Here is a 21,093-nt window from a genome sequence, read left to right as displayed (position 1 = left end):
ATGAACCGTTTGGGTAGCTTTCTCGTGCGACACAGCAAGCTTGCCCTGTTTGGGTTCATCTCACTGATTCTGCTGTCGAGCGTCTGGGGCTTTCAGTCATTTGGCCAGCTAAAGGCCGGTGGCTACGAAAACCCATACAGTGACTCAACCAAGGTAATGGATATCCTGACCGATACCTACGAGGAGTCCACCCCCGAGGTAGTAATCGTGGTGGATTTTGAGGCTGGCGTTGATGCTGAATCAAGCGCAACCAGCACCAATAACCTGGTCAAAGAATTGCGCGAAGTCTCTGGCGTAGACAGTGTTGACAGCTACTACTCACTCGGCCGCCCGGCCTCTCTAATCAGCGATGACGGCAAGGCCACCTACGTATTTGTAGACGTTGAGGATGACGTAACCCAGGCAACTGTGGCCGCCGGGATTGCCGACGAGTTCTCGGGAGAATACGAAACCGCTCAGGTTTATGTGGCCGGCTTTGCCACCGTTACCGCATCAATCAACTCGGTAATCGAGCACGACCTAGCCCGCACCGAGGCCATTGCCGTTCCACTGACCATCATTCTGCTGGTCTTTGTTTTTGGTTCACTCATGGCATCTGGACTGCCGCTGCTGGTTGGCGGCTTGGCCATCATCGGTTCATTCTTCTTTGTTTGGATTTCGACTCAGGTCACCGATACATCGGTGTTTGCACTGAATCTGATCACCGGCCTGGGATTGGGTCTCGGCATCGACTACGCCCTACTGATGGTCAACCGGTTCCGTGAAGAACGCGCGGTCGGAAAGTCGGTGGCAGATGCGACAGTTAGAACCGTCGAGTCAGCCGGAAGAACCGTGCTGTTCTCTGGTTTGACCGTGGCCATCGTTCTGGCCTCGCTGTTCTTCTTTCCGCAGTACTTCCTAAAGTCCTTTGCCCTCGGTGGCGTTGTTGTGGTTCTGCTCTCAGTTGCCGCAGCACTGATTGCCCTGCCGGCCATGCTCAACCTGATGGGTGACCGGGTCAATAAGTGGCGCATCATCAAGCGCGACCTTACTCCAAAAGAATCAGGCGCTTGGGGCAACATTGCGCGATTTGTAATGAAGCGCCCGGTTGCCGTACTGCTGGTTGCAACTCTTGCTCTCGGTGGCCTTGCCTCTCTCTCGGTCAACGCTCAATTTGGTCAGGTTGATGACCGAATCTTGCCGCAGTCCGAACCGGCCGCAATCGCTAGCAACGTAATCCGTGACCGTTTCACAGCCAAAGAGGGCTCTCCGATTGAGATCATTCTTGATGGTGCCAGCGCATCACAGGTAGAGCAGTATGTGCTTGAGCTTTCAGAGCTTGACCACATCGTCTCGGTGAGGTCTTCGGTGGGTTTTGCTGCCGAGGGTGCCATGCTGCCGCAGTTTGGTCCGGGCATTGAGGCTTATGCCAACGGCAATTACCAGCGCGTGACCGCAATTCATGACATTGATTCGCGCTCTCCTGAAGGCGTTGCCATCACCGATGCGATTCGCGCAATCGAGACCCCAGATTATGAGGTTTTGGTCGGCGGCTCGGCGGCGATTTACACCGATTCTCAGCGCGGCATCGAGGAGCAATTGCCAACAGCCCTGATCTGGATTGTGGTCTCCACACTGGTCTTGCTGTTCCTCTTTACCGGATCGGTGCTGCTACCGATCAAAGCCGTGTTGCTGAACATTTTGTCTTTGGGTGCGACTATCGGTTTCATAACCTGGGGCTTCCTCGACGGCAGCATCCGTTGGCTGGTTGGTGACTTCTACGTCACCGGCACCATCGACACATCGTCCACCGTGCTTATTGCTGTGGTTGCATTTGGTCTATCGATGGACTACGAACTATTTTTGCTCAGCCGAATCAAAGAGCAGCACGACGCGGGTGCCAGCACCGAAGACTCGGTAGCTAACGGACTGCAGCGATCGGGGCGAATCATCACGGCTGCTGCCCTGGTTTTGGCATTCAGTTTCGGCGCATTCGCAACCAGTGGCGTGACCATTATGAAAGCGCTTGGCCTAGGCATTGCCTTTGCCATTTTGGTTGATGCCACAATTGTGCGCGCGCTTTTGGTGCCGGCTCTGATGAAGTTGTTTGGCAAGGCCAACTGGTGGGCACCTAAGTGGATGAAGGCTATTTATAAGAAGGTTGGGCTCGACCACTAATCTAGAACCATGCTTATGTCAGACCGCGATATCCGCGCAGAAATTGAGGCCGGCCGAATTGGTCTTGAGCCACTCAACATGGATCTTCTTCAGCCATCGAGCATCGATGTTCGTCTGGACCGATTCTTCAGACTTTTTGACAACCACAAGTACGCCTACATCGACCCTCGCGAAGATCAGGCTGACCTGACCCGCTTGGTCGAGGTTGCGGCCGACGAAGCATTTATTTTGCACCCTGGTGAATTTGTGCTGGGTTCAACCTACGAATTTGTAACTCTGCCAGACAACATCGCTGCCCGCCTTGAAGGCAAGAGCTCGCTGGGACGCCTTGGCCTACTGACCCACTCAACCGCAGGTTTTGTTGACCCAGGCTTTAAGGGTCACGTGACCCTTGAGTTGGCCAACGTTTCAAACCTGCCGATCAAGCTTTGGCCGGGTATGAAGGTTGGTCAGCTCTGCTTCTTCCAGCTCAGCTCACCGAGCGAGACCCCTTACGGCTCTGAGAAGTACCTCTCTCGATACCAGGGTCAGCGTGGCCCAACCGCATCACGCAGCCACCTGAATTTTCACATCACCGATGTTGGCAACGAGCCGCTTTAGTTACTGTCGTTAGCGAAGTTAGCCTAGAAGGCTGAATCTCTAAAGATTGCCCTTGCACTTTCTAGTGCGGGGGCTTTCTTGTTGCCCAAATTTCGCGCGGCAAAATCGTCGGCAACCACCTCGCACAACCTCTCAACCTCTGCCACCAGGGCTTTTGATACAGCCAAGGTTGGCGAAAGCACGCGAACAATGCGGGCCAGTTTTTTGAGCCCAAAGTGCCGGCCGCGAATGTGGCCCAATTCGTGCCACAAGACTGCCGCAAAGGCATCTGTGTTTAGCAGGTTCTGCAGCGCTGAGGACACAATGATTTCGCGACGACCAGCCACCGCATAGGCAAACGGCAGGTCAATGGCATAGACCGGAGTGCCCATAAAATTCAGCAGAGGCCGCTTGGCCTGATCAACTGCCGGCTTGATTTGACGAGCCGTTACAACCAGCGGCTCCAATCGCTGCTGAACCAACACCAGTGATACACCGCCTAACAGCAAGGCCAGCCACGGACCAAAACTCACGGCCAATGCCATGAACCACTCTGAGTCTCCGAACAAACTTGCCTCAAGAGCCGCAAAGGTATCGAAGTAAGACCAGATAGCCACCACCAGCGCCAAGCCGGTAGCGAGACCGGCGGAGAGCAGCGAGCCAAACCAGATGGCCAGCCCTAGGCGGGGGCGGCTGTTGAACCTGCCAACCAATGCAACCGGAGCCAGAGTTGTAATTAGTAGAACCCACTCCAACGCAATTGGAATCAGGAGAATGGGAGCGGACACCGGTTAAGACTAGTTGAGTGAATTGCGCAGAGCTTGAAGCTGCGATGGGCTGAGGCCCTCGGCAAAGTGTGAAAACGCCAGAGCAGGGTTCTCGGCCTCGGTAACCAACTTGAGCATGAGACCGGCAGTGTGCTGTTCGCGCGACTGAGCCGCGGTGAAGAGCAGAGATCGGCCCGAGCCAGGAGCTCGGTGCACCAATTCTTTATCGGCTAGGCGTGAGAGCACCGTCAAAATTGTGGTCAATGCCAACGAGCCATCTGGGCTCACGCACTCAAGAATCTCGGCCGAGGTCATCGGGCCTTCGGCGTTCCAAAGGCAGTTGAGAATCAGTGACTCTAACTCACCCTGTTGGCGCTGCGATTTTGACATGGCCCAATTCTACACGGTGTCGAATTGAGGCCCAGCGTCGAACCGGGACTACTTTGAGTAAGCAACCTTGGGGCTTGGGTCCACTCGAAGCAACAGCAATAGTCCAACGCCAAGAATCAAGAGCAATCCGATAATGCCGAATATGGTTGCGTTCTCGAGGCCAAGCAGCAGGCTGGCCACGGTGATTGAACCGGCCCACATAAAGCCCGACAGGAACGAGGCAGCGCGCCCAGTGGTTTGATACAAACCAAACACCTCACCCTCGCGACCTGCTGGAGTGAATCGAGAAACAAAGGTACGGCTGGCTGCCTGAGCCGGCCCAACAAATAGGCAGAGGAACAGACCGCCGATCCAGTAGGTGATTACACCGGCGCCGGCAAACACAAAGACCGCAGTGCCCGCAACAATCAGACCAACCAAAGACAAGATGATTACGGCACGGCTGCCCAGAATGTCGTCGAGGCGGCCACCGATCGCGGCACCGATACCGGCGACTAGGTTGGCAGCGATGCCGAACAGGATGATCTCAGTCTGGCTAAAGCCGAATGCCAGCGAACCGAGCACGGCACCAAAGGTAAAGACACCCGCCAGGCCATCGCGGTAAATAGCCGAAGAGATCAAGAACTTGAAGGTCTCTGGGGCTTGCTTGCGCAGCGACTTTAGCTGTGACCAGAGCTTGATGTATGACTCAATCACGCTTTGCTTTTTGACCCCCGGTGCTGCGGCGATTTCGGGAACCCGGCGGAATAGCGGAATTGAGAACAGGGCAAACCAGACTGCTGAGAACAAGAACACAATTCGAACGTTCATTGAGTCAGCCAGCACGATTCCAAACACGGTCTCGGGCAAGATAAAGCCGAACAGTGAGATGCAAAGCAGCAGGATGCCGCCGGCGTAGCCAAAACCCCAGGCGTAGCCAGAGATGCGGCCGATGGTTGACGGGGTTGAGACCTGGCGAAGCATGGCGTAGTAGTTGATGAAGGCTGATTCTTGAACCACCGAGCCGAGGCCGTACAGGATTAGGCCGAACAAAAGGTACTCGGGGCTTGGTGCCACAAAGAACGCGGCAACCATGATGGCCACCAAGAGATAGGTGTTGACCATGAGCCAAAACTTGCGCTTACCGGTCTCATCAGAGCGGCGGCCAAAAACCGGTGCCATAACTGCCACGATTAGACCCGCGATACCGGTGGCAACGCCCAGCAGAGCGTCGGTATCGGTGCCCTTGGCAGCAACTGCCCCAGCAAGATACAGCGGAAACACGAAGGTTTGCATCAGGGTTGGGAAAGGCTGTTCAGCCCAGTCCCACAGGGCCCAAGCAAAGGTTGCGCGTTTTTCTGATCTTGCAGCGTTGGAAGTCATAATCAGCAACGCTAGCCGATATTTAACTACTTAACGGTCACGGTTTTAAAGCTGCTGTCGGGAGTTAGGTAATAGTTTCCCCAAAAGTAAACTCCGGCCTTAAATTTGCCGGCATAACTAGGTGCCTTGACTCTGACCGAAACGTATCCGGTTTGGCTGGTGGTGGCTTTGTAGGTCTTGCCAGCAAACTTAAAAGTGACAGAACGGTTGGCCATGGTGGCGCCCCAAGCGGTTTTTAGGGTGCCTTTTAGATAGAAGTATCCGGAGCGTTTGACCGAGGTAGTGCTGGTGTTGGTCAGGCTGGTGATTACCTTTACCTTGGCCGAGCAGGTCACATTGACATCGAGGTTGATAGACGTATCGATGTATTGGGTCATCACAATCGGTGCGCCGGTAAAACCGCTGGCGCCGGTGCAGGCTGCGGCTGCGGCCTCGTGGGTTGACTCACCTAGGGCGTGCCAGCTAACTAGGTCAGAGAACAGTTTTGACCCACCGGTAATTACACCCCACTGATAAGGGGTTGAGTAAACCCCAAGTTTGGTGATCTTGGCTACCGACTGTAGGTAGTGGGTGGCGCCGGCGATGGATGACACATTTCGGCTGGTCGCATCGGTTCCGGTTAGGGCCGGAGTGCTTTCTGGCCAGTCGGCCCCACGCCAGCTGTTCGAGGTCTCAACATCTAGCCACCAGGTGGTTAGTGCGGGCGAGGTCGTGATGCCGAGTCGGGCGTAGGCGTCTACCGCCCGCTGATAAGAATCTTTGGCGGCGTTGTAACCGTAATTGAAGGCACAACCGGTGCTGTCGATGTCGGCAGCATCGCAGAGCACCGGGGTGGTTTGCCCAGCTGGCCAGTAGCTAGATGACGGCCCGAGGTTGCCGGTGTTGATATAAAACTGCGCAGCGGTGCCGCCAGCCCAAGTAATTTGGTCATCGAGGCAAGGATTGCCCGAGTAAACCAGGCCGCCGTTGATGCCCACAATCTTGAAAGCGCCGTCGTTAGGCAGCACCGAGTTGCACTGCGGGTAAGAGATGTCGTAGCCCGAGGTTGGCTCAATGGCGCTCGCCGGAGAGGCTGCGGTGAGCAAGCCCGCCGCCACAAAGGCCGCGAGCACCTTCAAAAACCTGCGCTTCATGCTTTAAGGATGCCACTTATTGCTGGGAATTGGCTCCGAAACTTTGCCGACTGGGCAAACTTGAGTCAAGAAGACTTAGATTTTGCTGAGAGTGCTTGACAACTAAAAATCTGCGTGTGAAACTTGAGTCAAATCGGCTCAGGTTTGGGCCGCAGCAAGTAAACAACCGGGCCACAAGCCCAAAAAACGAGGAGAAACAAATAATGGCACGTGCAGTAGGTATTGACCTAGGTACCACCAACAGCGCAGTTTCTGTGCTTGAGGGTGGCGAACCAACCGTTATCGCTAACGCAGAGGGCTTCCGCACCACTCCATCAATCGTTGCCTTTACCAAAGACGGCGAAGTTCTTGTTGGTGAGACCGCAAAGCGTCAGGCAGTAACCAACGTTGACCGCACCATCGCATCAGTCAAGCGCCACATGGGCACCGACTGGACCTTTGATGTTGACGGCAAGAAGTACACCCCACAAGAGATTTCAGCGCGAACCCTAGCCAAGCTAAAGCGCGACGCTGAGACCTACCTTGGTGAGGCTGTAACCGACGCAGTTATTACTGTTCCTGCTTACTTCAACGACGCAGAGCGCCAGGCAACCAAAGATGCCGGTGAGATCGCAGGTCTAAACGTTCTACGTATTATCAACGAGCCAACCGCGGCTGCCCTGGCTTACGGCCTAGACAAGGGTAAAGAAGATGAGCTAATCCTGGTCTTTGACCTTGGTGGCGGTACCTTCGACGTCAGCCTTCTTGAGGTTGGTAAGGATGAAGGCTTCTCAACCATTCAGGTTCGTGCAACCTCAGGTGACAACCGCCTTGGTGGAGATGACTGGGACCAGCGAATTGTTGACCACCTGGTCAAGAAGTTCAAGGAGACCACCGGTGTTGACGTGTCGAAGGACAAGATTGCACTTCAGCGCCTAAAGGAAGCTGCAGAGCAGGCTAAGAAGGAACTTTCTCAGTCAATGAGCGCCAACATCCAGTTGCCTTACCTATCTCTAACCGAGAACGGCCCAGCAAACTTGGATGAAACCCTCACCCGTGCGCAGTTCGAGCAGATGACCGAAGACCTATTGCTTCGTACCAAGAAGCCATTCGAAGACGTCATCAAAGAAGCCGGCGTAAAGGTTGGCGACATTGCCCACGTGGTACTTGTTGGTGGTTCAACCCGTATGCCTGCAGTATCTGAGCTAGTCAAGAGCCTGACCGGTGGCAAGGAGCCTAACAAGGGTGTAAACCCAGATGAGGTCGTTGCAGTTGGTGCATCACTACAGGCTGGTGTTCTAAAGGGTGAGCGCAAGGACGTTCTGCTAATCGACGTGACTCCACTATCTCTTGGTATCGAAACCAAGGGTGGAATCATGACCAAGCTGATCGAGCGCAACACTGCGATTCCGACCAAGCGTTCAGAGACCTTCACCACCGCAGATGACAACCAGCCATCAGTGAGCATCCAGGTTTACCAGGGTGAGCGTGAATTTGTTCGCGACAACAAGTCACTCGGAAACTTTGACCTAGCCGGCATTGCCCCAGCACCGCGCGGCGTGCCTCAGATTGAAGTTACCTTCGACATCGATGCCAACGGTATCGTGCACGTGTCTGCAAAGGACAAGGGCACCGGCAAGGAAGCATCTGTGACCATCACCGGTGGTTCATCGTTGTCAAAGGAAGACATCGAGCGCATGGTTCGCGAAGGTGAAGAGCACGCCGCTGAAGACAAGAAGCGCCGTGAAGAAGCCGACACTCGCAACCAGGCCGAAGGTTTGGTCTACCAGATCGAGAAGCTGATCAAAGAGAACGACGAGAAGCTACCTGAGGACGTAAAGACCACAGTTCAGGCTGACGTTGATGCTCTAAAGACTGCGCTCGCCGGAGAAGACATTGAGGCGGTTAAGTCTGCACTCGACAAGCTAAACGAATCACAGCAGAAGCTGGGCGAGGCAATCTACGCTGCTGCGCCTGCCGAGGGTGAAGAAGCTGCGGCTGATGCATCTGGTGAAGACGTGGTTGACGCTGAGGTTGTCGACGAGGATGAGGAAAAGAAATAATGTCTGATCAAAATCCAGCTGGCACTAGCCCAGAGGAATCCTCTGAAATTCACGATGCTTCGCAATCTCTTTCAGAGGACTCCCCTGAGGCAGAGCCAGATGCCATTGACCAGGCATTAGCAGATTTGGTCGAAGACCTAGGTCCGCAGAGCAAGGAGGCCGAACTTTTGGCCGATCTGCAGCGACTGCAAGCTGAGTTTGTGAACTACAAAGCACGCGTTGAACGCGACCGCGATGTAGCTCGCAACGCAGCAATTGCTGAGGTTCTTCGCGCAGTGCTACCGGCACTCGACGACCTATCGCGTGCTGAAGCACACGGAGACCTTGAGGGCTCACCGTTTGCTGCAGTTGTCACCAAGCTTCGCAATGCCGGAGACAAATTTGGTCTCAAGGCATTTGCCGAGAAGGGTGACAAGTTTGACCCAGAGCTACACAATGCTCTGGTGCAGACCCCAAACCCAGAGGTAACTGAAAACGTTATTGCAGATGTAATTGAGCCGGGCTTCATGCTTGGCGACCGCCTGCTGCGACCAGCAATGGTTGCCGTCTTCATCCCAGCTGAATAAGAAATTACAAAAGAGGTTCAATACACATGGCAAGTCAAGATTGGTTCGACAAGGACTTTTATAAGGTCCTTGGCGTAGCTAAAGACGTGTCTGAAGCAGAACTGAAAAAGGTCTACCGCAAGTTGTCGCGGCAGTTTCACCCAGATACCAATCCGGGTGATGCCAAGGCAGAAGCACGCTTCAAAGAAATCAGCGAGGCCTACTCGGTTCTTTCTGACAAAGATCAGCGCGCTGAGTACGACCAGATGCGAGCAATGGGTTCCGGCGCTCGTTTCACCGGCGGTCAGGGTGGCGGTTTTCCAGGAGGATTTCCTGGTGGCGCCAACTTTGGCGGCGGCGGTTTTGAAGACGTATTTGCCAACCTCTTTGGTGGCGGAGGTCGGGGAGGTTTTGGTCCGCAGCGCGGAGCAGACCTCACCACCTCAACCACGCTGGACTTCATCGATGGTGTTAAAGGCACCACGATCAAGTTGCAACTCAAGAGCAACGGTGAACCAACTAGCATCAAGATTCCAGCCGGCGTTCAAGACGGTCAGAAGATCAAGATTGCTGGCAAGGGTCAGGCATCTCCAAACGGCGGACCATCCGGTGACCTAATCATCACCGTGACGGTCAAGCCGCACCCGGTGTTCACCCGCGATGGCCAGAACATCCGGGTAACAGTGCCGGTGACCTTTGCCGAGGCGGTATTGGGTGCAACCATTCAGGTACCAACCCTGGGCGGCGATCCAGTGAAACTAAAGGTTGCGCCGGGCACACCAAACGGACGCGTGCTTAGAGTCAAAGGCCGCGGAGTTGTGACGGCCAAGGGCGAGGGTGACCTGCTTGCAACCGTGGACATTGCGGTGCCGAGCCACATCAACGACAAGGCGCGCAAGGCACTCGAGGAATTCGAGAGCCACCTTCCGGACGAGGACCCTCGCGAGGACCTGCTGAATAAGGCCGGACTTCTCTAGGAGCCCTAATGGAACAGTTAGACGAGAACTCACCAATCTTTGCGATTGGCGTTGCGGCTGAACTGGCCTCAATGCACCCGCAAACCCTGCGTGATTACGACCGCATCGGGTTGGTGGTGCCAAGCCGTACCGGTGGGCAAACCCGCCGATACACCATGCGAAATGTTGCCCAACTTCGCGAAATTGCACGCCTCTCAAATGAGGGTGTGAGCCTTGAGGGCATTCGACGCATTTTGGAACTCGAAAACCAAAATGCCGAGCTAGCCAAGCGTGTTCGAGACCTCGAACAAGCGCTAGCCAACGAACTTATGAATAGACCTGGGGCCCGAGTTTTTGCAGCGGGTGATCAGGGTGTTGAGAGTATTGCTCGCGGTCAAAGACCAGCGAAGCACAACTCAGTAGTGCTGTGGAGGGCGCGATGAACAATCAAAATATGCAACCAGAAGACCAGCGTTCAGCGCTGGAAAAATACGGCGTAAACCTAACCGACATTGCTAAGTCGGGAAAGCTCGACCCGGTGATTGGCAGAGACGCCGAGATCCGTCGAGTGTCACAGGTGCTTAGCCGCCGAACCAAAAACAACCCGGTCCTGATCGGTGAACCAGGTGTTGGTAAGACCGCAGTGGTAGAGGGCCTAGCCCAGCGCATCATTGCCGGTGACGTACCTGAGAGCCTGAAGGACAAGCAGCTGATCAGCCTTGACCTTGCTGCGATGGTTGCCGGTGCCAAGTATCGGGGTGAATTTGAAGAGCGCCTTAAGGCTGTGTTGGCCGAAATCAATGCCGCCGAGGGCCAGGTAATTACATTTATCGATGAGCTGCACACTTTGGTGGGTGCCGGTGCCGGAGACGGCCAGGATGCCGCCAACATGTTGAAGCCGATGCTTGCCCGCGGTGAATTGCGGCTGATCGGTGCCACCACCCTGGACGAGTACCGCGAGCGGATCGAGAAGGACCCTGCCCTTGAGCGCAGGTTCCAGCAGGTTTACGTTGGTGAGCCATCAGTGGTTGACACCATCGCGATTTTGCGCGGACTAAAAGAGCGCTACGAGGCACACCACAAGGTGGCCATTGCTGACAGCGCGCTGGTTGCCGCAGCGACTTTGTCTAACCGATACATCACTGGGCGCCAGCTGCCAGACAAGGCAATTGACCTGATTGATGAGGCGGCTTCACGCCTGCGCATGGAGATTGACTCGGCACCGATTGAGATTGACGAACTTCGCCGCCAGGTTGACCGACTAAAGCTTGAAGAGTTGGCTCTGAAAAAGGAGAAGGACGAGGCCTCAAAGGAGCGCCTCGAAAAGCTTCGCGATGACCTAGCCGAAAAGTCCAAGGCACTTGATGGTTTGAACGAACGTTGGGCTAAAGAGCGCGCCGAACTCAACAAGGTTGGTGACCTAAAGACCAAACTTGATGGCTTGCGCATCGAGGCCGAACGTGCACAACGTGAGGCAAACCTCGAGCGTGCATCGCGTTTGCTCTACGGAGAGATCCCGGCTTTGGAAAAAGAGTTGGCGCAACTTGAGTCAGCCGAGGCTGGCGAGGCAAGCGCTGATCGCATGGTCAACGACCAGGTCGGCGAGGATGACATCGCTGCTGTGGTTAGTGCCTGGACCGGTGTCCCAACCGGCCGCCTGCTAGCTGGTGAAAGCGAGAAGTTGCTCAACCTTGAAGCCGAATTGGGTAAACGCCTGATTGGCCAGAAGGCCGCTGTCAAGTCAGTTTCGGATGCTGTTCGCCGCACCAAGGCCGGCATCAGCGACCCAGATCGCCCAACCGGTTCGTTCCTGTTCTTGGGGCCAACCGGCGTCGGAAAAACTGAGCTTGCCAAGAGCCTGGCTGAATTCTTGTTTGACGACGAGAAGGCCATGGTTCGCATCGACATGAGTGAGTATGGCGAGAAGCACTCGGTTAGCCGTTTGCTTGGTGCGCCTCCGGGGTACATCGGTTACGAAGAGGGCGGTCAATTGACCGAAGCCGTTCGTCGCCGACCATACTCGGTGGTTCTGCTCGATGAGGTTGAAAAGGCTCACCCTGAGGTCTTCGATGTCTTGCTTCAGGTCTTGGATGATGGCCGATTGACCGATGGTCAGGGCCGCGTCGTGGACTTCAAGAATGTGATTCTGATTTTGACCTCTAACCTAGGCAGCCAGTTCTTGATCGACCAAGAGTTGGGTGCCGACCAAAAGCGCGAGGCAGTTTTGGCAACGGTTCGTGGCCACTTCAAGCCAGAGTTCTTGAACCGCCTAGACGACATCGTGGTGTTCAGTGCGCTTGACCGCAGTGAGCTTGGTCAGATTGTTGAACTCAACATCGACCGTCTGCAGCACCGCCTAGAGCAGCGCCGCCTGCAGTTGGCAGTTACCCCGGCCGCCAGAACCTGGTTGGCCGACAAGGGATACGACCCAATCTACGGCGCCCGCCCGCTTCGCAGATTGATGCAGCAGCAGATCGATGACCGCTTGGCAAACCTGCTTTTGGCCGGAACAATTCACGATGGCTCTTTGGTCAAAGTGGATGTTGCCGAAGACGGTGTGCAGCTGGTGGTTACCCCCGGAGAAATCTAGGGGTAACCCCGGCGCAGCCGGCTCTCAGACTGGCTAGATAAACTGACACCATGGCAAGCATCAGCAAATTTGGTAACCGCGCTCTCAAACGAGGCGGGCACTCACTAATTCTCGGCTGGTCACCGGTGGCCATTGAGGTCATCAAAGAACTTACGATTGCGAACGAAAACGTGCGCAAGCCACGCATCGTGGTTTTGTCGCAGACTGCACCCGCCGAGGTTGAATCAGCTCTGGCCGGCCTTGACCTTGGTCGGCAGAAGTTTCAGATCATTCAGGGTGACCCAACCAGCGCCAAAGACCTAGAGGTTGCTAACGCTGCCGGCGCTAAGTCAATCATCGACCTAAGTTCAAAACTTGAGTACCTTGAGGACTTGATCAACGCGCACGCGGCCCAACACCCAGCGCTACGGGTGGCCATCGAAGAAATTTTGTCTTTCGAGGGCGAAGAAATTTACTTCAATGAGTTGCCAGCGCTGTTTGGTAAAACCTACGCAGATGCCGTTTTGGCGTTCAACACAGCGTCGGTAATTGGCGCGGTAATTGACGGTGAGCCGGTTATCAACCCAGCGGCCGATCAGGCATTGCCGCACGGATCGCAGATTATTGCTTTGGCCGAAGACGACGACCAGGTTATCTACACGGGCATCCGTGAAGACGCCCTGGCAAAACTTGACTTGAGCCAGGCGCAGGTGTTGCCGGCTTTAGTGCAAAAACACACCGATGCCACCGTGCCGGTTGCCAACCTACAAGCCAAATTGCTGGCCCAAATTTCTGAGAACTCAGATTTGCTCTCGGTCTTTGATGGGCTATTTGCAGCACAGGGCGCCAGCATCGGCCTATTGCCGGTTGCCAATTTTGCCCCGGTCGGTCAGGCCATCGAGCTTGCCGATGTTGCAGTTGCCGGTATCTCGAAGGGTTACTCGGTAATCGGCTACTTTGATGCTGCCTCTGGTGGCGTGGCCCTGAACCCACCGAAAAATGCCCGAATCACCCCAGCTGCTGGCGATGCACTGGTTGTGGTTGGCACCTTCGCGGCCTAATTCCCCCGCAAAACTAACTCCAAAAATGTCTACAGCGGCCAGCGTAAAGCAAGACCTGGCCGCTTTTGCGCGCCCCGAAAAAGAGGCAACCTTCTCTTGGTTTTTCAAGACCGGGCCGGGGCAGTATGGCGAGGGCGATGTATTCATCGGTGCAAAGGTACCGGAGACCCGCTCGGTAGCGGCCAAACACAAATCACTGCCGCAGCACGAGATTGATGAACTGCTGGCATCTGAGGTGCACGAACACCGCCAGTGCGGGCTGTTCGTTATGGTCAACCGCTTTAAGCGCACCAAAGCAGCAGCCGAGCAGCAAGAAATGTTCGATCACTACCTGCAACTGCTGCAAGAGGGCCGAGTGAATAACTGGGATCTTGTCGATGCCACCGCACCGTATCTGGGTGCTTTTTTGATTGGCAAACCAGATGCCATGGACCTACTTCAGCGACTAGCCAAGAGTGACTTGCTGTGGGAGCGACGGGCGGCAATTATCTTCACGTTCGCGTTTATCCGGGCTGATAAAAACGGCTTTGAAAACTTTGACCTTGAGCCCACCTGGGCCATTGCCGAAATGCTGCTTGGTGACAAACACGACCTAATTCACAAGGCAGTCGGATGGATGCTTCGCGAAGCGGGCAAGCGCGATGTTGAAAAATTGCGCGAATTTTTGAGCCGCTTCGCGGCCACGATGCCTAGAACCGCGCTGCGCTATTCCATCGAAAAACTTGATGAAACTGAGCGAAAGTACTGGCTCTCAGTCGGTTAGGTCAACGACCACCGGCACGTGGTCACTCGGGGCCTCGCCCTTGCGTTCATCGCGGTCAATAACCGCGCGGGTAACCCGCTCAGAAAAAGGCTCAGACCCCAGGATGAAGTCGATGCGCATGCCTTCATTGCGAGGGAACCGCAGCTGCTGGTAGTCCCAGTAGGTGTAACCCTGTGGCACCAACGGGCGGACCACATCTTGCAAACCGATCTGCTCAAACGCCTCAAATGCTTGGCGCTCAGGCTCTGAAACGTGGGTTGCCCCAGCAAAATCGTCGATGTCCCAGACGTCTGTGTCTAGTGGCGCAATGTTGAAGTCACCCATCAGTGCCAGCGGCTGGTCTGGCTCGTGCTCAACCCACTCGGCAGTGTTGGCTGCCAGCCGGTCTAGCCACTCAAGTTTGTAGTGATAGTGCTCGTCGTTTACCTCTCGGCCGTTTGGCACATATAAAGACCAAAGCCGCACGCCATTGAAGGTTGCACCAAGGGCACGAGCTTCTTCAATCGGGTCCTTGCCTCCTTTGCCAAAGGCCGGCATGCCCGAGAAGCCAATCTCAACGTCCTCAGCTTCGATTCGGCTGGCAAAAGCAACACCATTCCACTGATTCAAACCGTGCATGGTTATTTTGTAGCCAGCATCTTCAAATTTTTGGTACGGAAACTGGTCTGGTTTGCACTTGATTTCTTGCATCGCCAGGACATCCGTGTTGGAACGGACCAGCCAATCAACCACGCGATCAACGCGGGTGCGAATGGAATTTACGTTGTGGGTAGCAATGCGCACGGTTTAACTCTCGAGTGGCTCTAGGTGAGATTGGTCCATGTAGAAAGGTTCGATGATGTGGCCGTCGAGGTCTTCAAAGCCCCAGCCAAACATGAATCCGTGTTCTTCAGGCTCTTTGTAATTGCGAGCACCAAGCTCAAACGCCTTCTCGCAAATGGCACGAACCTCGGCTTCTGAGTCATAGGTGATGGCAACGATGCACGAAACGGTCTTTTTGGTAGGCGCAATTGGCTTGTCAACAAAACCTGAAAAAGTAGCTTCTTCGAGCAGCATGATGAAGTTGTGTTTGCCAACAATCATGCAGGTTGAGGTCTCGCCGGTGAACTGCGGGTTGAACTTGAAACCGAGAGCGGTGTAAAAGTCCACCGAGCGCTTTAGCGAGTGAACCGGCAGGTTGGTGAACATCATCTTTTCCATGTGTCTAGGCTAGCCCAAGGCCCTCTTGCCCTCTCGTAAACTAGAGCAATGACCTTTACCTCGCCATCAAAGCCGCGCCTCATTGAACTGATCAAAGAACTTGCTGTTGTTCACGGCAAAGTGACTCTGTCTAGCGGCATCGAGGCTGGCTATTACGTGGACCTGCGCCGTGCGACTCTGCACCACGAGGCTGCGCCGCTAATTGGCCAGGTTGTTCTAGACATGCTTGATGCAGCTGGCATCACCGATTTTGACGCCGTTGGCGGATTGACCATGGGCGCTGACCCGGTAGCAACCGCCATCATGCACCAGGCTGCAGCGCGTGGCCGTGCGGTTGATGCTTTTGTCGTTCGCAAAGCAGCCAAGGCCCACGGAATGGGCCGCCAGGTTGAGGGCCCATCGGTTGAGGGCAAGCGCGTAATTGTGGTTGAGGACACCTCAACCACTGGCGGTTCACCTTTAACTGCAGCCAAAGCTCTTGAAGAAGCCGGTGCCATCATCGTTGCGGTTGCCACCGTGGTTGACCGTGATACCGGTGCCGATAAGGTTATCGGCGACGCCGGTTACCGTTACTTAAGTGCGGTGTCTCTCGATGACCTCGACCTCCGCTAAACCAAAAAAGCGCCTGGCGCCGTTCCTGCTGATGCAGGCTGCGTCAATCACATCGATCATTTCTGGGTCGATGGTCTTTATCTTGCTTCCTTGGCTATCGCTCGATATTTCGGGCTCCTCGGCTGCTGCCGGACTGGTAGTCACGATCACCGGAATTCCGGGACTTTTGCTTTCTCCGGTAATGGGTTCAATCATCGACAAACTTGGTCGCCGCCGAACCGCTGTTTGGGTTGAAATGCTGGCTTCAATTGCCTCGGTTGTCATTCCGGTCATGGCGGTCATTTGGACCATGAACCTTCCGCTACTAATTGCTTTGGCCTTGATTAGGTCTTTGGTTGCGCCGGGTGGCCCGAGTGCGCGCAAGGCAATTGTTCCGGATGTCGCGGCCGCTGCCCACATGACTTTGCCACGAGCAAACTCAATTCACGAGGCCGTGTTTGCCTCGGGCTTTGCCATCGGTCCAGCAATCGCCGCAATTTCGATTTCTCAAATTGGCGCCATCAACTCGTTCTGGATTGTCGGTGGCTTTGGCGTTTTGGCTGCCCTGTTCACGCTGCTGATTAAGGTGCACGAGCAGCAGGATGAAAAAGACTCAGAGGAATCAACCGGTCTTTTCATCTACGCGGTTCAAGGCTTCAAGATTTTGTTTCAGACCCCAGCCGTGTTGATCATGATGTCAACTTTTATGTTCCTAGCCGTGGTTTACCTGCCAACCGAAATGGTGGTTTTGCCTAAGTACTTCAACGAGATCGGAAACCCAGAAGCTCTGGGTCTGATTATCTCGACGATGGCGTTGGCCTCGGTAACAGGTGCTTTGCTCTTTGAGCGCATCAACAAGCGTTTCAGTTTTGCGGCAATTTTCCGCATGGCAATCATCGGTGTTGCAATTGCGATTGTGCCAATGTCTTTGCTGCCAGACCAGGCTGTGATGTTTGCGTTTGCGGCCCTGCTCGGTGCCTCATGGGGTCCGCTGGGCCCACTGCTAAATACCGTGATTCAAGAAAAGATTCCGGCCAGCAAACGTGGCCGCGTGTTCAGCCTTGAGATGGCCATTTGGAATGGCGGACCGATGATTTCAATGGTTCTGGTGGGCGCAGCGCTAGACACTTTCGGCGTCAGAGTTGTCTACCTAGTGCTTGCACTAGCCGTGGCCGCAACCGCGGTCATTGTGTCTTCGCGCAAAGAGCTGCAACAGCTGAATAGTTAGCCCTCAAGCAAGTCGGCCACTGAGTTCAAAATCTCAGTTGGGCGGAACGGGTACTTGGCAATCTCGGCGTCGTCGGCAATTCCGGTCAGTACCAAAACAGTGTGCAAACCAGCTTCGATACCTGCCACAACGTCAGTATCCATGCGGTCACCGATCATGCCGGTTGACTCTGAGTGTGCGCCAATCTTGCGCATTGCGCTGCGGAACATCATTGGGTTTGGCTTGCCAACAATGTATGGCTCCATGCCGGTTGCTTTGGTGATTAGCGCGGCTACCGAACCGGTTGCTGGCAGTGGGCCCTCGGCTGATGGGCCGGTGGCATCTGGGTTGGTGGCAATAAAGCGGGCACCACCGTTGATGAGGCGCACGGCCTTGGTCAACATGTCAAAGTTAAAATTGCGGGTCTCGCCCAGCACAACATAGTCAGGGTTGTTGTCAGTCTGAACGTAGCCAATTTCGTGCAGTGCCTGGGTGAGCCCAGTTTCACCGATGACGTATGCGGTACCGTTTGGCTTCTGCTTGTCTAGAAATGCTGCGGTAGCAAGTGCTGAGGTCCAGATGCGTTCTTCAGGTACGTTCAAGCCGCCAGACTGCAGGCGCGCAGCTAGGTCGCGAGGCGTGTAGATCGAGTTGTTGGTCAGAACCAAAAACGGGGTGCCGTTTGCTTGCCACTGAGCGATGAGTTCAGAAGCGCCCGGAAGTACGTGACCCTCGTGCACGAGCACGCCGTCCATGTCGGTGAGCCAAGATGTGATTTTGCTGCGATCTGCCATAGTTCAAGGCTAACAGAGGCTCGGCGTCGGTCTCCCGAAGCCCTATCGGCTTGCTGAGTGTTCGGGTATTCTTAACTTAGGTGTGCTGGGAAGTCTGGTCGGCAGTTTATTCACCGACCCAGATTGGATCTCATGCGTTCACTGATTAGCCCGTGGCTGGCATCTGAAGCCACCAATTCCGCATCCTTCTTGCCAGCCGAATGGTTGGTCCCCGCTTCCGTAATTATTTTTATTGTTGCGTACGTATTCATCGCTACCGAAAAAATTAACCGCGTCGCGGTTGTTGCTGCCGGTGCTGCAGCCATGGTGCTTATCGGTTCAACCGGAGCAAGCCAGGCTTTTTACAGCCACGAAACCGGCATCGACTGGAACGTAATCTTTTTGCTGCTAGGCATGATGATTATTGTCGGCGTAATTCACAAAACTGGCCTATTTGAGTTTCTGGCCGTTAAGGCAATTCGGTTAGCCAAGGGCAAGCCGCGCACAGCTTTTGTGTACATATTGACTTTGGTTGGATTTGCCAGTGCTTTGCTAGACAACGTAACCACTATCTTGCTTGCCGTACCCATGACCTTTTTGGTTGCCAAGTACTTAAAGGTGAACCCGATTCCATTCATTTTGGGTGAAGTCTTTATTTCAAATATCGGCGGTGCCGCAACACTCATCGGTGACCCACCAAATATCATCATTGCCAGCAAGGCAGGCCTGGATTTCAACTCATTCTTGGTTCACATGGCCCCACTTGTTCTAGTGGTTATGGCGGTAATCATTCCGATGCTTGTGCTGTTGTTTCGTAAGCAGTTGGTCAACTCCGCCGAGGACCGATCTTCAGTCATGGAGCTAAACCCGGCAGCATTCATCACCGATAAGGCTCTCCTAATCAAGAGCGTCTCAGTTCTCACCGCAGTGATTATTGCGTTTGTGTTGCACTCGGTTTTGCACCTCGAGCCATCGATGGTAGCCATGATGGGCGCGGGCTTACTGGTGCTTATTAGCAACCTGAAGCCCGAGCAATTTGCCAAAGACGTCGAGTGGGGAACCCTGGTGTTTTTTGCCGGATTGTTCATCATGGTCGGTGCGCTGGTAAATGTTGGCGCCCTCGGTTATGTAGCCGACTACATTGCTGGCGTTGTAGGCACTGATGGTGCCTTGGCCGCCGGAGCGGTAGTTGTTGTCTCCGCGGTCGTTTCAGGCATCGTCGACAACATCCCTTATGTTGCGAGCATGACTCCGGTTATCCACCAACTGAATGAATCAATCGGCACCGTAAATGACGGCCTCTGGTGGGCCTTGGCATTTGGCGCTGACTTCGGTGGCAACATGACCATTGTTGGCGCTAGTGCCAACGTGGTTGCTGTCGGGCTGGCACACGCCTCTGGCTACAAAATTAGCTTCTGGCAATTTGCTAAGTACGGTGTGCCGGTGACGGTTGTGTCAACCGCGATGGCTTTGCCTTACGTGTTGATCAGATACTTTTAGGCCAGTAGATGAGTAAAGAAGAGATGCCTGCGAGCGTGCCTGGATTGCCCGAGGGTGCTTCACCAACCCCAGAACAAACCACCTGGGGCGTTGGCCCGTGGCAGGGTGAGTGGCCTGAAGATGCCGGCACACCTGAGCAGCCGAATCCAGATTCGATTCTTGACCCTGAGCTGCTAACCAACGGCGATACTCGCAACGTATTGGACAAGTTCCGCTATTGGAAAATGGACGCGATTATTGCCGAGCTGGATCGCCGCCGCCACAAGTATCACGTGGCCATTGAGAACTGGCAGCACGACCTAAACATCGGTTCAATTGTGCGCACAGCCAACGCATTCTTGGCCGCTGAGGTTCACATCATCGGCAACCGCCGCTGGAACCGCCGAGGTGCCATGGTCACCGACCGCTACCAGCACGTGAGCCACCACCCAACCGTTGAAGAGTTTGTTGAGTGGGCCAAGACAGGCGGTGAGGGTGGCAAGGCTATTCCGATTATTGCCATCGACAATGTGCCGGGCTGCAAAAAGATTGAAGAGTACTCGCTGCCTGAAGAATGCGTTTTGCTGTTTGGCCAAGAAGGCCCTGGCTTGAGTGACGCCGCAATCGAGGCGGCCGAGGTTGTTCTAGAAATCACCCAGTTTGGCTCAACCCGGTCAATCAATGCTTCGGCCGCAGCGGCAATCACCATGCACTGCTGGGTTGAAGAGCACGTCTTCAAGCGTCGCTAAACCACGCGGGCAATCACTCCGGGAAGTTCCGCGAACCTTGACTTTTTATCGCTGGTAAGCAGCAGCGCCGATTCGACTGTGGCGTGTGCTGCTATCACCAAATCAAATTCGGACATTGGCGTTCCGGCCCGCACAGCGCTTGCCTCAAGAACTGCAAAAGCTCGGGCCTCGCTTTCGGTGAATTCCAGAACTTCTGCCAACGCCTTGAAGTGCGTCAAAAACTGAATTTGTCTGATTTTTGACTTAGCCGACTTCATTAATTCGATGCCGGTTAGGAACTCGGCAATAACCACTGTTGGCAAAAGCAAATCATCCGATGGCGAAACCACCTTTTCAATATCAATCTGCTGCCTAGCTATCGAAATCAAAACTGAGGTATCTATAACTAGTCTCGCCATGGGTTTGGCCTAGCAATTCGGTTGGCTTGGCGGCGCTCCAGCACGGATTTCATAGCCTGGTCAAAATCGGGGTCAGATGCCGCTGTCTGGCCAGCGGATTCGAGGCTGTGAACCAAATCAATGATCGCGGCACCATTAGGTACGTGCTTAGCAGTGGGCGAGAGGCGGGCAATTTCAACTTTTCCGCGGAAAATTACAATTTCTTCGCCGGCCTCGACCGAGTCTAGGACTGCCGAGAAATTTCTGGCCACCTCGGTGGCGGTCATCTCTTTCACGAAAATCAGATTATCTGATTCGTGGTGATAGGCAATAGGCATGGTCCAAAAGTATTACTCCCCTTTACCCAGCACCCACGGGGCCTAGCAATCTGGG

General features: G+C 54.6%; 22 protein-coding genes. 13 read left to right on the top strand and 9 right to left on the bottom strand.

Features of this window, described 5'->3' with window-relative positions:
- Positions 1-2,157: an MMPL family transporter gene (locus FFA38_RS06640; protein ID WP_138315950.1), complete on the top strand. Its 2,157-nt coding sequence runs from the start codon at positions 1-3 to the stop codon at positions 2,155-2,157.
- Between the two features lie 9 nt (positions 2,158-2,166).
- A complete protein-coding gene (dcd, locus tag FFA38_RS06635) occupies positions 2,167-2,757 on the top strand; it encodes a dCTP deaminase (protein WP_138275966.1) in 591 nt (196 codons plus the stop codon).
- A gap of 23 nt (positions 2,758-2,780) precedes the next feature.
- Here dcd and FFA38_RS06630 read toward each other — a convergent pair whose 3' ends face one another.
- Genes FFA38_RS06630 through FFA38_RS06615 form a run of 4 tightly spaced genes read right to left on the bottom strand, consistent with a single transcriptional unit; the run spans position 2,781 to position 6,388 of the window.
- A complete protein-coding gene (locus tag FFA38_RS06630; protein ID WP_138315949.1) occupies positions 2,781-3,524 on the bottom strand; it encodes a M48 family metalloprotease in 744 nt (247 codons plus the stop codon).
- Between the two features lie 9 nt (positions 3,525-3,533).
- On the bottom strand, positions 3,534-3,893 hold the full coding sequence (locus FFA38_RS06625; protein WP_138315948.1) for a BlaI/MecI/CopY family transcriptional regulator: 360 nt from the start codon (positions 3,891-3,893) through the stop codon (positions 3,534-3,536).
- Between the two features lie 48 nt (positions 3,894-3,941).
- Complete coding sequence (locus FFA38_RS06620) at positions 3,942-5,255, bottom strand: MFS transporter (RefSeq protein ID WP_138315947.1); 1,314 nt, start codon at positions 5,253-5,255, stop codon at positions 3,942-3,944.
- A 26-nt stretch (positions 5,256-5,281) separates the two neighbouring features.
- Complete coding sequence (locus tag FFA38_RS06615) at positions 5,282-6,388, bottom strand: hypothetical protein (RefSeq protein ID WP_138315946.1); 1,107 nt, start codon at positions 6,386-6,388, stop codon at positions 5,282-5,284.
- A 203-nt stretch (positions 6,389-6,591) separates the two neighbouring features.
- Between FFA38_RS06615 and dnaK the strand changes: the two genes are divergently transcribed.
- The 7 genes from dnaK to FFA38_RS06580 are packed head-to-tail and all read left to right on the top strand — an operon-like array spanning position 6,592 to position 14,324.
- Positions 6,592-8,430, top strand: coding sequence for a molecular chaperone DnaK (gene dnaK / locus FFA38_RS06610; RefSeq protein ID WP_138275961.1), 1,839 nt, complete (start codon positions 6,592-6,594; stop codon positions 8,428-8,430).
- Complete coding sequence (locus tag FFA38_RS06605; RefSeq protein ID WP_138275960.1) at positions 8,430-8,996, top strand: nucleotide exchange factor GrpE; 567 nt, start codon at positions 8,430-8,432, stop codon at positions 8,994-8,996. The genes dnaK and FFA38_RS06605 overlap by 1 nt, the downstream gene beginning before the upstream one ends.
- A 26-nt stretch (positions 8,997-9,022) precedes the next feature.
- Positions 9,023-9,952, top strand: a complete 930-nt coding sequence (locus FFA38_RS06600) for a DnaJ C-terminal domain-containing protein (RefSeq protein WP_138315945.1) — start codon at positions 9,023-9,025, stop codon at positions 9,950-9,952.
- Positions 9,953-9,960: 8 nt separating this feature from the next.
- Entirely contained in the window at positions 9,961-10,374 is a 414-nt protein-coding gene (locus FFA38_RS06595; protein WP_138275958.1) for a heat shock protein transcriptional repressor HspR, read from the top strand.
- Complete coding sequence (locus FFA38_RS06590; RefSeq protein WP_138315944.1) at positions 10,371-12,521, top strand: ATP-dependent Clp protease ATP-binding subunit; 2,151 nt, start codon at positions 10,371-10,373, stop codon at positions 12,519-12,521. The genes FFA38_RS06595 and FFA38_RS06590 overlap by 4 nt, the downstream gene beginning before the upstream one ends.
- A 50-nt stretch (positions 12,522-12,571) precedes the next feature.
- Positions 12,572-13,561, top strand: a complete 990-nt coding sequence (locus FFA38_RS06585; protein ID WP_138315943.1) for a CASTOR/POLLUX-related putative ion channel — start codon at positions 12,572-12,574, stop codon at positions 13,559-13,561.
- A 25-nt stretch (positions 13,562-13,586) separates the two neighbouring features.
- Positions 13,587-14,324, top strand: a complete 738-nt coding sequence (locus FFA38_RS06580) for a DNA alkylation repair protein (protein ID WP_138275955.1) — start codon at positions 13,587-13,589, stop codon at positions 14,322-14,324.
- On the opposite strand, the gene FFA38_RS06575 is transcribed toward FFA38_RS06580, so the two are convergent.
- Both FFA38_RS06575 and FFA38_RS06570 read right to left on the bottom strand, forming a co-directional pair.
- Entirely contained in the window at positions 14,313-15,107 is a 795-nt protein-coding gene (locus FFA38_RS06575; protein ID WP_138315942.1) for an exodeoxyribonuclease III, read from the bottom strand. The genes FFA38_RS06580 and FFA38_RS06575 overlap by 12 nt on opposite strands.
- A gap of 3 nt (positions 15,108-15,110) precedes the next feature.
- Entirely contained in the window at positions 15,111-15,524 is a 414-nt protein-coding gene (locus FFA38_RS06570) for a VOC family protein (protein ID WP_138315941.1), read from the bottom strand.
- 48 nt (positions 15,525-15,572) lie between these two features.
- Here FFA38_RS06570 and pyrE point away from each other — a divergent pair, with 48 nt between their 5' ends.
- Both pyrE and FFA38_RS06560 read left to right on the top strand, forming a co-directional pair.
- Positions 15,573-16,136: an orotate phosphoribosyltransferase gene (gene pyrE, locus FFA38_RS06565; RefSeq protein WP_138315940.1), complete on the top strand. Its 564-nt coding sequence runs from the start codon at positions 15,573-15,575 to the stop codon at positions 16,134-16,136.
- A complete protein-coding gene (locus tag FFA38_RS06560) occupies positions 16,117-17,343 on the top strand; it encodes an MFS transporter (RefSeq protein WP_138315939.1) in 1,227 nt (408 codons plus the stop codon). Before pyrE ends, FFA38_RS06560 begins: the two co-directional genes overlap by 20 nt.
- On the opposite strand, the gene FFA38_RS06555 is transcribed toward FFA38_RS06560, so the two are convergent.
- A complete protein-coding gene (locus FFA38_RS06555; RefSeq protein WP_138275950.1) occupies positions 17,340-18,116 on the bottom strand; it encodes an HAD-IIA family hydrolase in 777 nt (258 codons plus the stop codon). The genes FFA38_RS06560 and FFA38_RS06555 overlap by 4 nt on opposite strands.
- Positions 18,117-18,248: 132 nt before the next feature.
- Here FFA38_RS06555 and FFA38_RS06550 point away from each other — a divergent pair, with 132 nt between their 5' ends.
- Complete coding sequence (locus FFA38_RS06550; protein ID WP_138315938.1) at positions 18,249-19,595, top strand: ArsB/NhaD family transporter; 1,347 nt, start codon at positions 18,249-18,251, stop codon at positions 19,593-19,595.
- A gap of 8 nt (positions 19,596-19,603) precedes the next feature.
- Complete coding sequence (locus FFA38_RS06545) at positions 19,604-20,323, top strand: TrmH family RNA methyltransferase (RefSeq protein ID WP_246777910.1); 720 nt, start codon at positions 19,604-19,606, stop codon at positions 20,321-20,323.
- On the opposite strand, the gene FFA38_RS06540 is transcribed toward FFA38_RS06545, so the two are convergent.
- Both FFA38_RS06540 and FFA38_RS06960 read right to left on the bottom strand, forming a co-directional pair.
- A complete protein-coding gene (locus tag FFA38_RS06540) occupies positions 20,320-20,721 on the bottom strand; it encodes a type II toxin-antitoxin system VapC family toxin (protein ID WP_138315937.1) in 402 nt (133 codons plus the stop codon). The two genes, FFA38_RS06545 and FFA38_RS06540, sit on opposite strands and share 4 nt — an antisense overlap.
- Positions 20,709-21,038 (bottom strand): type II toxin-antitoxin system Phd/YefM family antitoxin, encoded by a 330-nt coding sequence (locus tag FFA38_RS06960; RefSeq protein WP_216641748.1) that lies wholly within the window; start codon positions 21,036-21,038, stop codon positions 20,709-20,711. The genes FFA38_RS06540 and FFA38_RS06960 overlap by 13 nt, the downstream gene beginning before the upstream one ends.
- Positions 21,039-21,093 lie beyond the last annotated feature (55 nt).

Source organism: Rhodoluna limnophila, assembly GCF_005845365.1.
Lineage (GTDB): Bacteria > Actinomycetota > Actinomycetes > Actinomycetales > Microbacteriaceae > Rhodoluna > Rhodoluna limnophila.
Note: the sequence above shows the minus strand (reverse complement) of the source record. Positions and strands in the feature narration are given on the sequence as shown.

Bases quoted from the DNA above. Each gene is read 5' to 3' on its own strand.
- FFA38_RS06640 (WP_138315950.1), top strand. From the start codon at position 1: ATGAACCGTTTGGGTAGCTTTCTCGTGCGACACAGCAAGCTTGCCCTG.
- dcd (WP_138275966.1), top strand. From the start codon at position 2,167: ATGCTTATGTCAGACCGCGATATCCGCGCAGAAATTGAGGCCGGCCGA.
- FFA38_RS06625 (WP_138315948.1), bottom strand. From the start codon at position 3,893: ATGTCAAAATCGCAGCGCCAACAGGGTGAGTTAGAGTCACTGATTCTC.
- FFA38_RS06620 (WP_138315947.1), bottom strand. From the start codon at position 5,255: ATGACTTCCAACGCTGCAAGATCAGAAAAACGCGCAACCTTTGCTTGG.
- FFA38_RS06615 (WP_138315946.1), bottom strand. From the start codon at position 6,388: ATGAAGCGCAGGTTTTTGAAGGTGCTCGCGGCCTTTGTGGCGGCGGGC.
- dnaK (WP_138275961.1), top strand. From the start codon at position 6,592: ATGGCACGTGCAGTAGGTATTGACCTAGGTACCACCAACAGCGCAGTT.
- FFA38_RS06605 (WP_138275960.1), top strand. From the start codon at position 8,430: ATGTCTGATCAAAATCCAGCTGGCACTAGCCCAGAGGAATCCTCTGAA.
- FFA38_RS06600 (WP_138315945.1), top strand. From the start codon at position 9,023: ATGGCAAGTCAAGATTGGTTCGACAAGGACTTTTATAAGGTCCTTGGC.
- FFA38_RS06595 (WP_138275958.1), top strand. From the start codon at position 9,961: ATGGAACAGTTAGACGAGAACTCACCAATCTTTGCGATTGGCGTTGCG.
- FFA38_RS06590 (WP_138315944.1), top strand. From the start codon at position 10,371: ATGAACAATCAAAATATGCAACCAGAAGACCAGCGTTCAGCGCTGGAA.
- FFA38_RS06585 (WP_138315943.1), top strand. From the start codon at position 12,572: ATGGCAAGCATCAGCAAATTTGGTAACCGCGCTCTCAAACGAGGCGGG.
- FFA38_RS06580 (WP_138275955.1), top strand. From the start codon at position 13,587: ATGTCTACAGCGGCCAGCGTAAAGCAAGACCTGGCCGCTTTTGCGCGC.
- FFA38_RS06570 (WP_138315941.1), bottom strand. From the start codon at position 15,524: ATGGAAAAGATGATGTTCACCAACCTGCCGGTTCACTCGCTAAAGCGC.
- pyrE (WP_138315940.1), top strand. From the start codon at position 15,573: ATGACCTTTACCTCGCCATCAAAGCCGCGCCTCATTGAACTGATCAAA.
- FFA38_RS06560 (WP_138315939.1), top strand. From the start codon at position 16,117: ATGACCTCGACCTCCGCTAAACCAAAAAAGCGCCTGGCGCCGTTCCTG.
- FFA38_RS06555 (WP_138275950.1), bottom strand. From the start codon at position 18,116: ATGGCAGATCGCAGCAAAATCACATCTTGGCTCACCGACATGGACGGC.
- FFA38_RS06550 (WP_138315938.1), top strand. From the start codon at position 18,249: ATGCGTTCACTGATTAGCCCGTGGCTGGCATCTGAAGCCACCAATTCC.
- FFA38_RS06545 (WP_246777910.1), top strand. From the start codon at position 19,604: ATGAGTAAAGAAGAGATGCCTGCGAGCGTGCCTGGATTGCCCGAGGGT.
- FFA38_RS06540 (WP_138315937.1), bottom strand. From the start codon at position 20,721: ATGGCGAGACTAGTTATAGATACCTCAGTTTTGATTTCGATAGCTAGG.
- FFA38_RS06960 (WP_216641748.1), bottom strand. From the start codon at position 21,038: ATGCCTATTGCCTATCACCACGAATCAGATAATCTGATTTTCGTGAAA.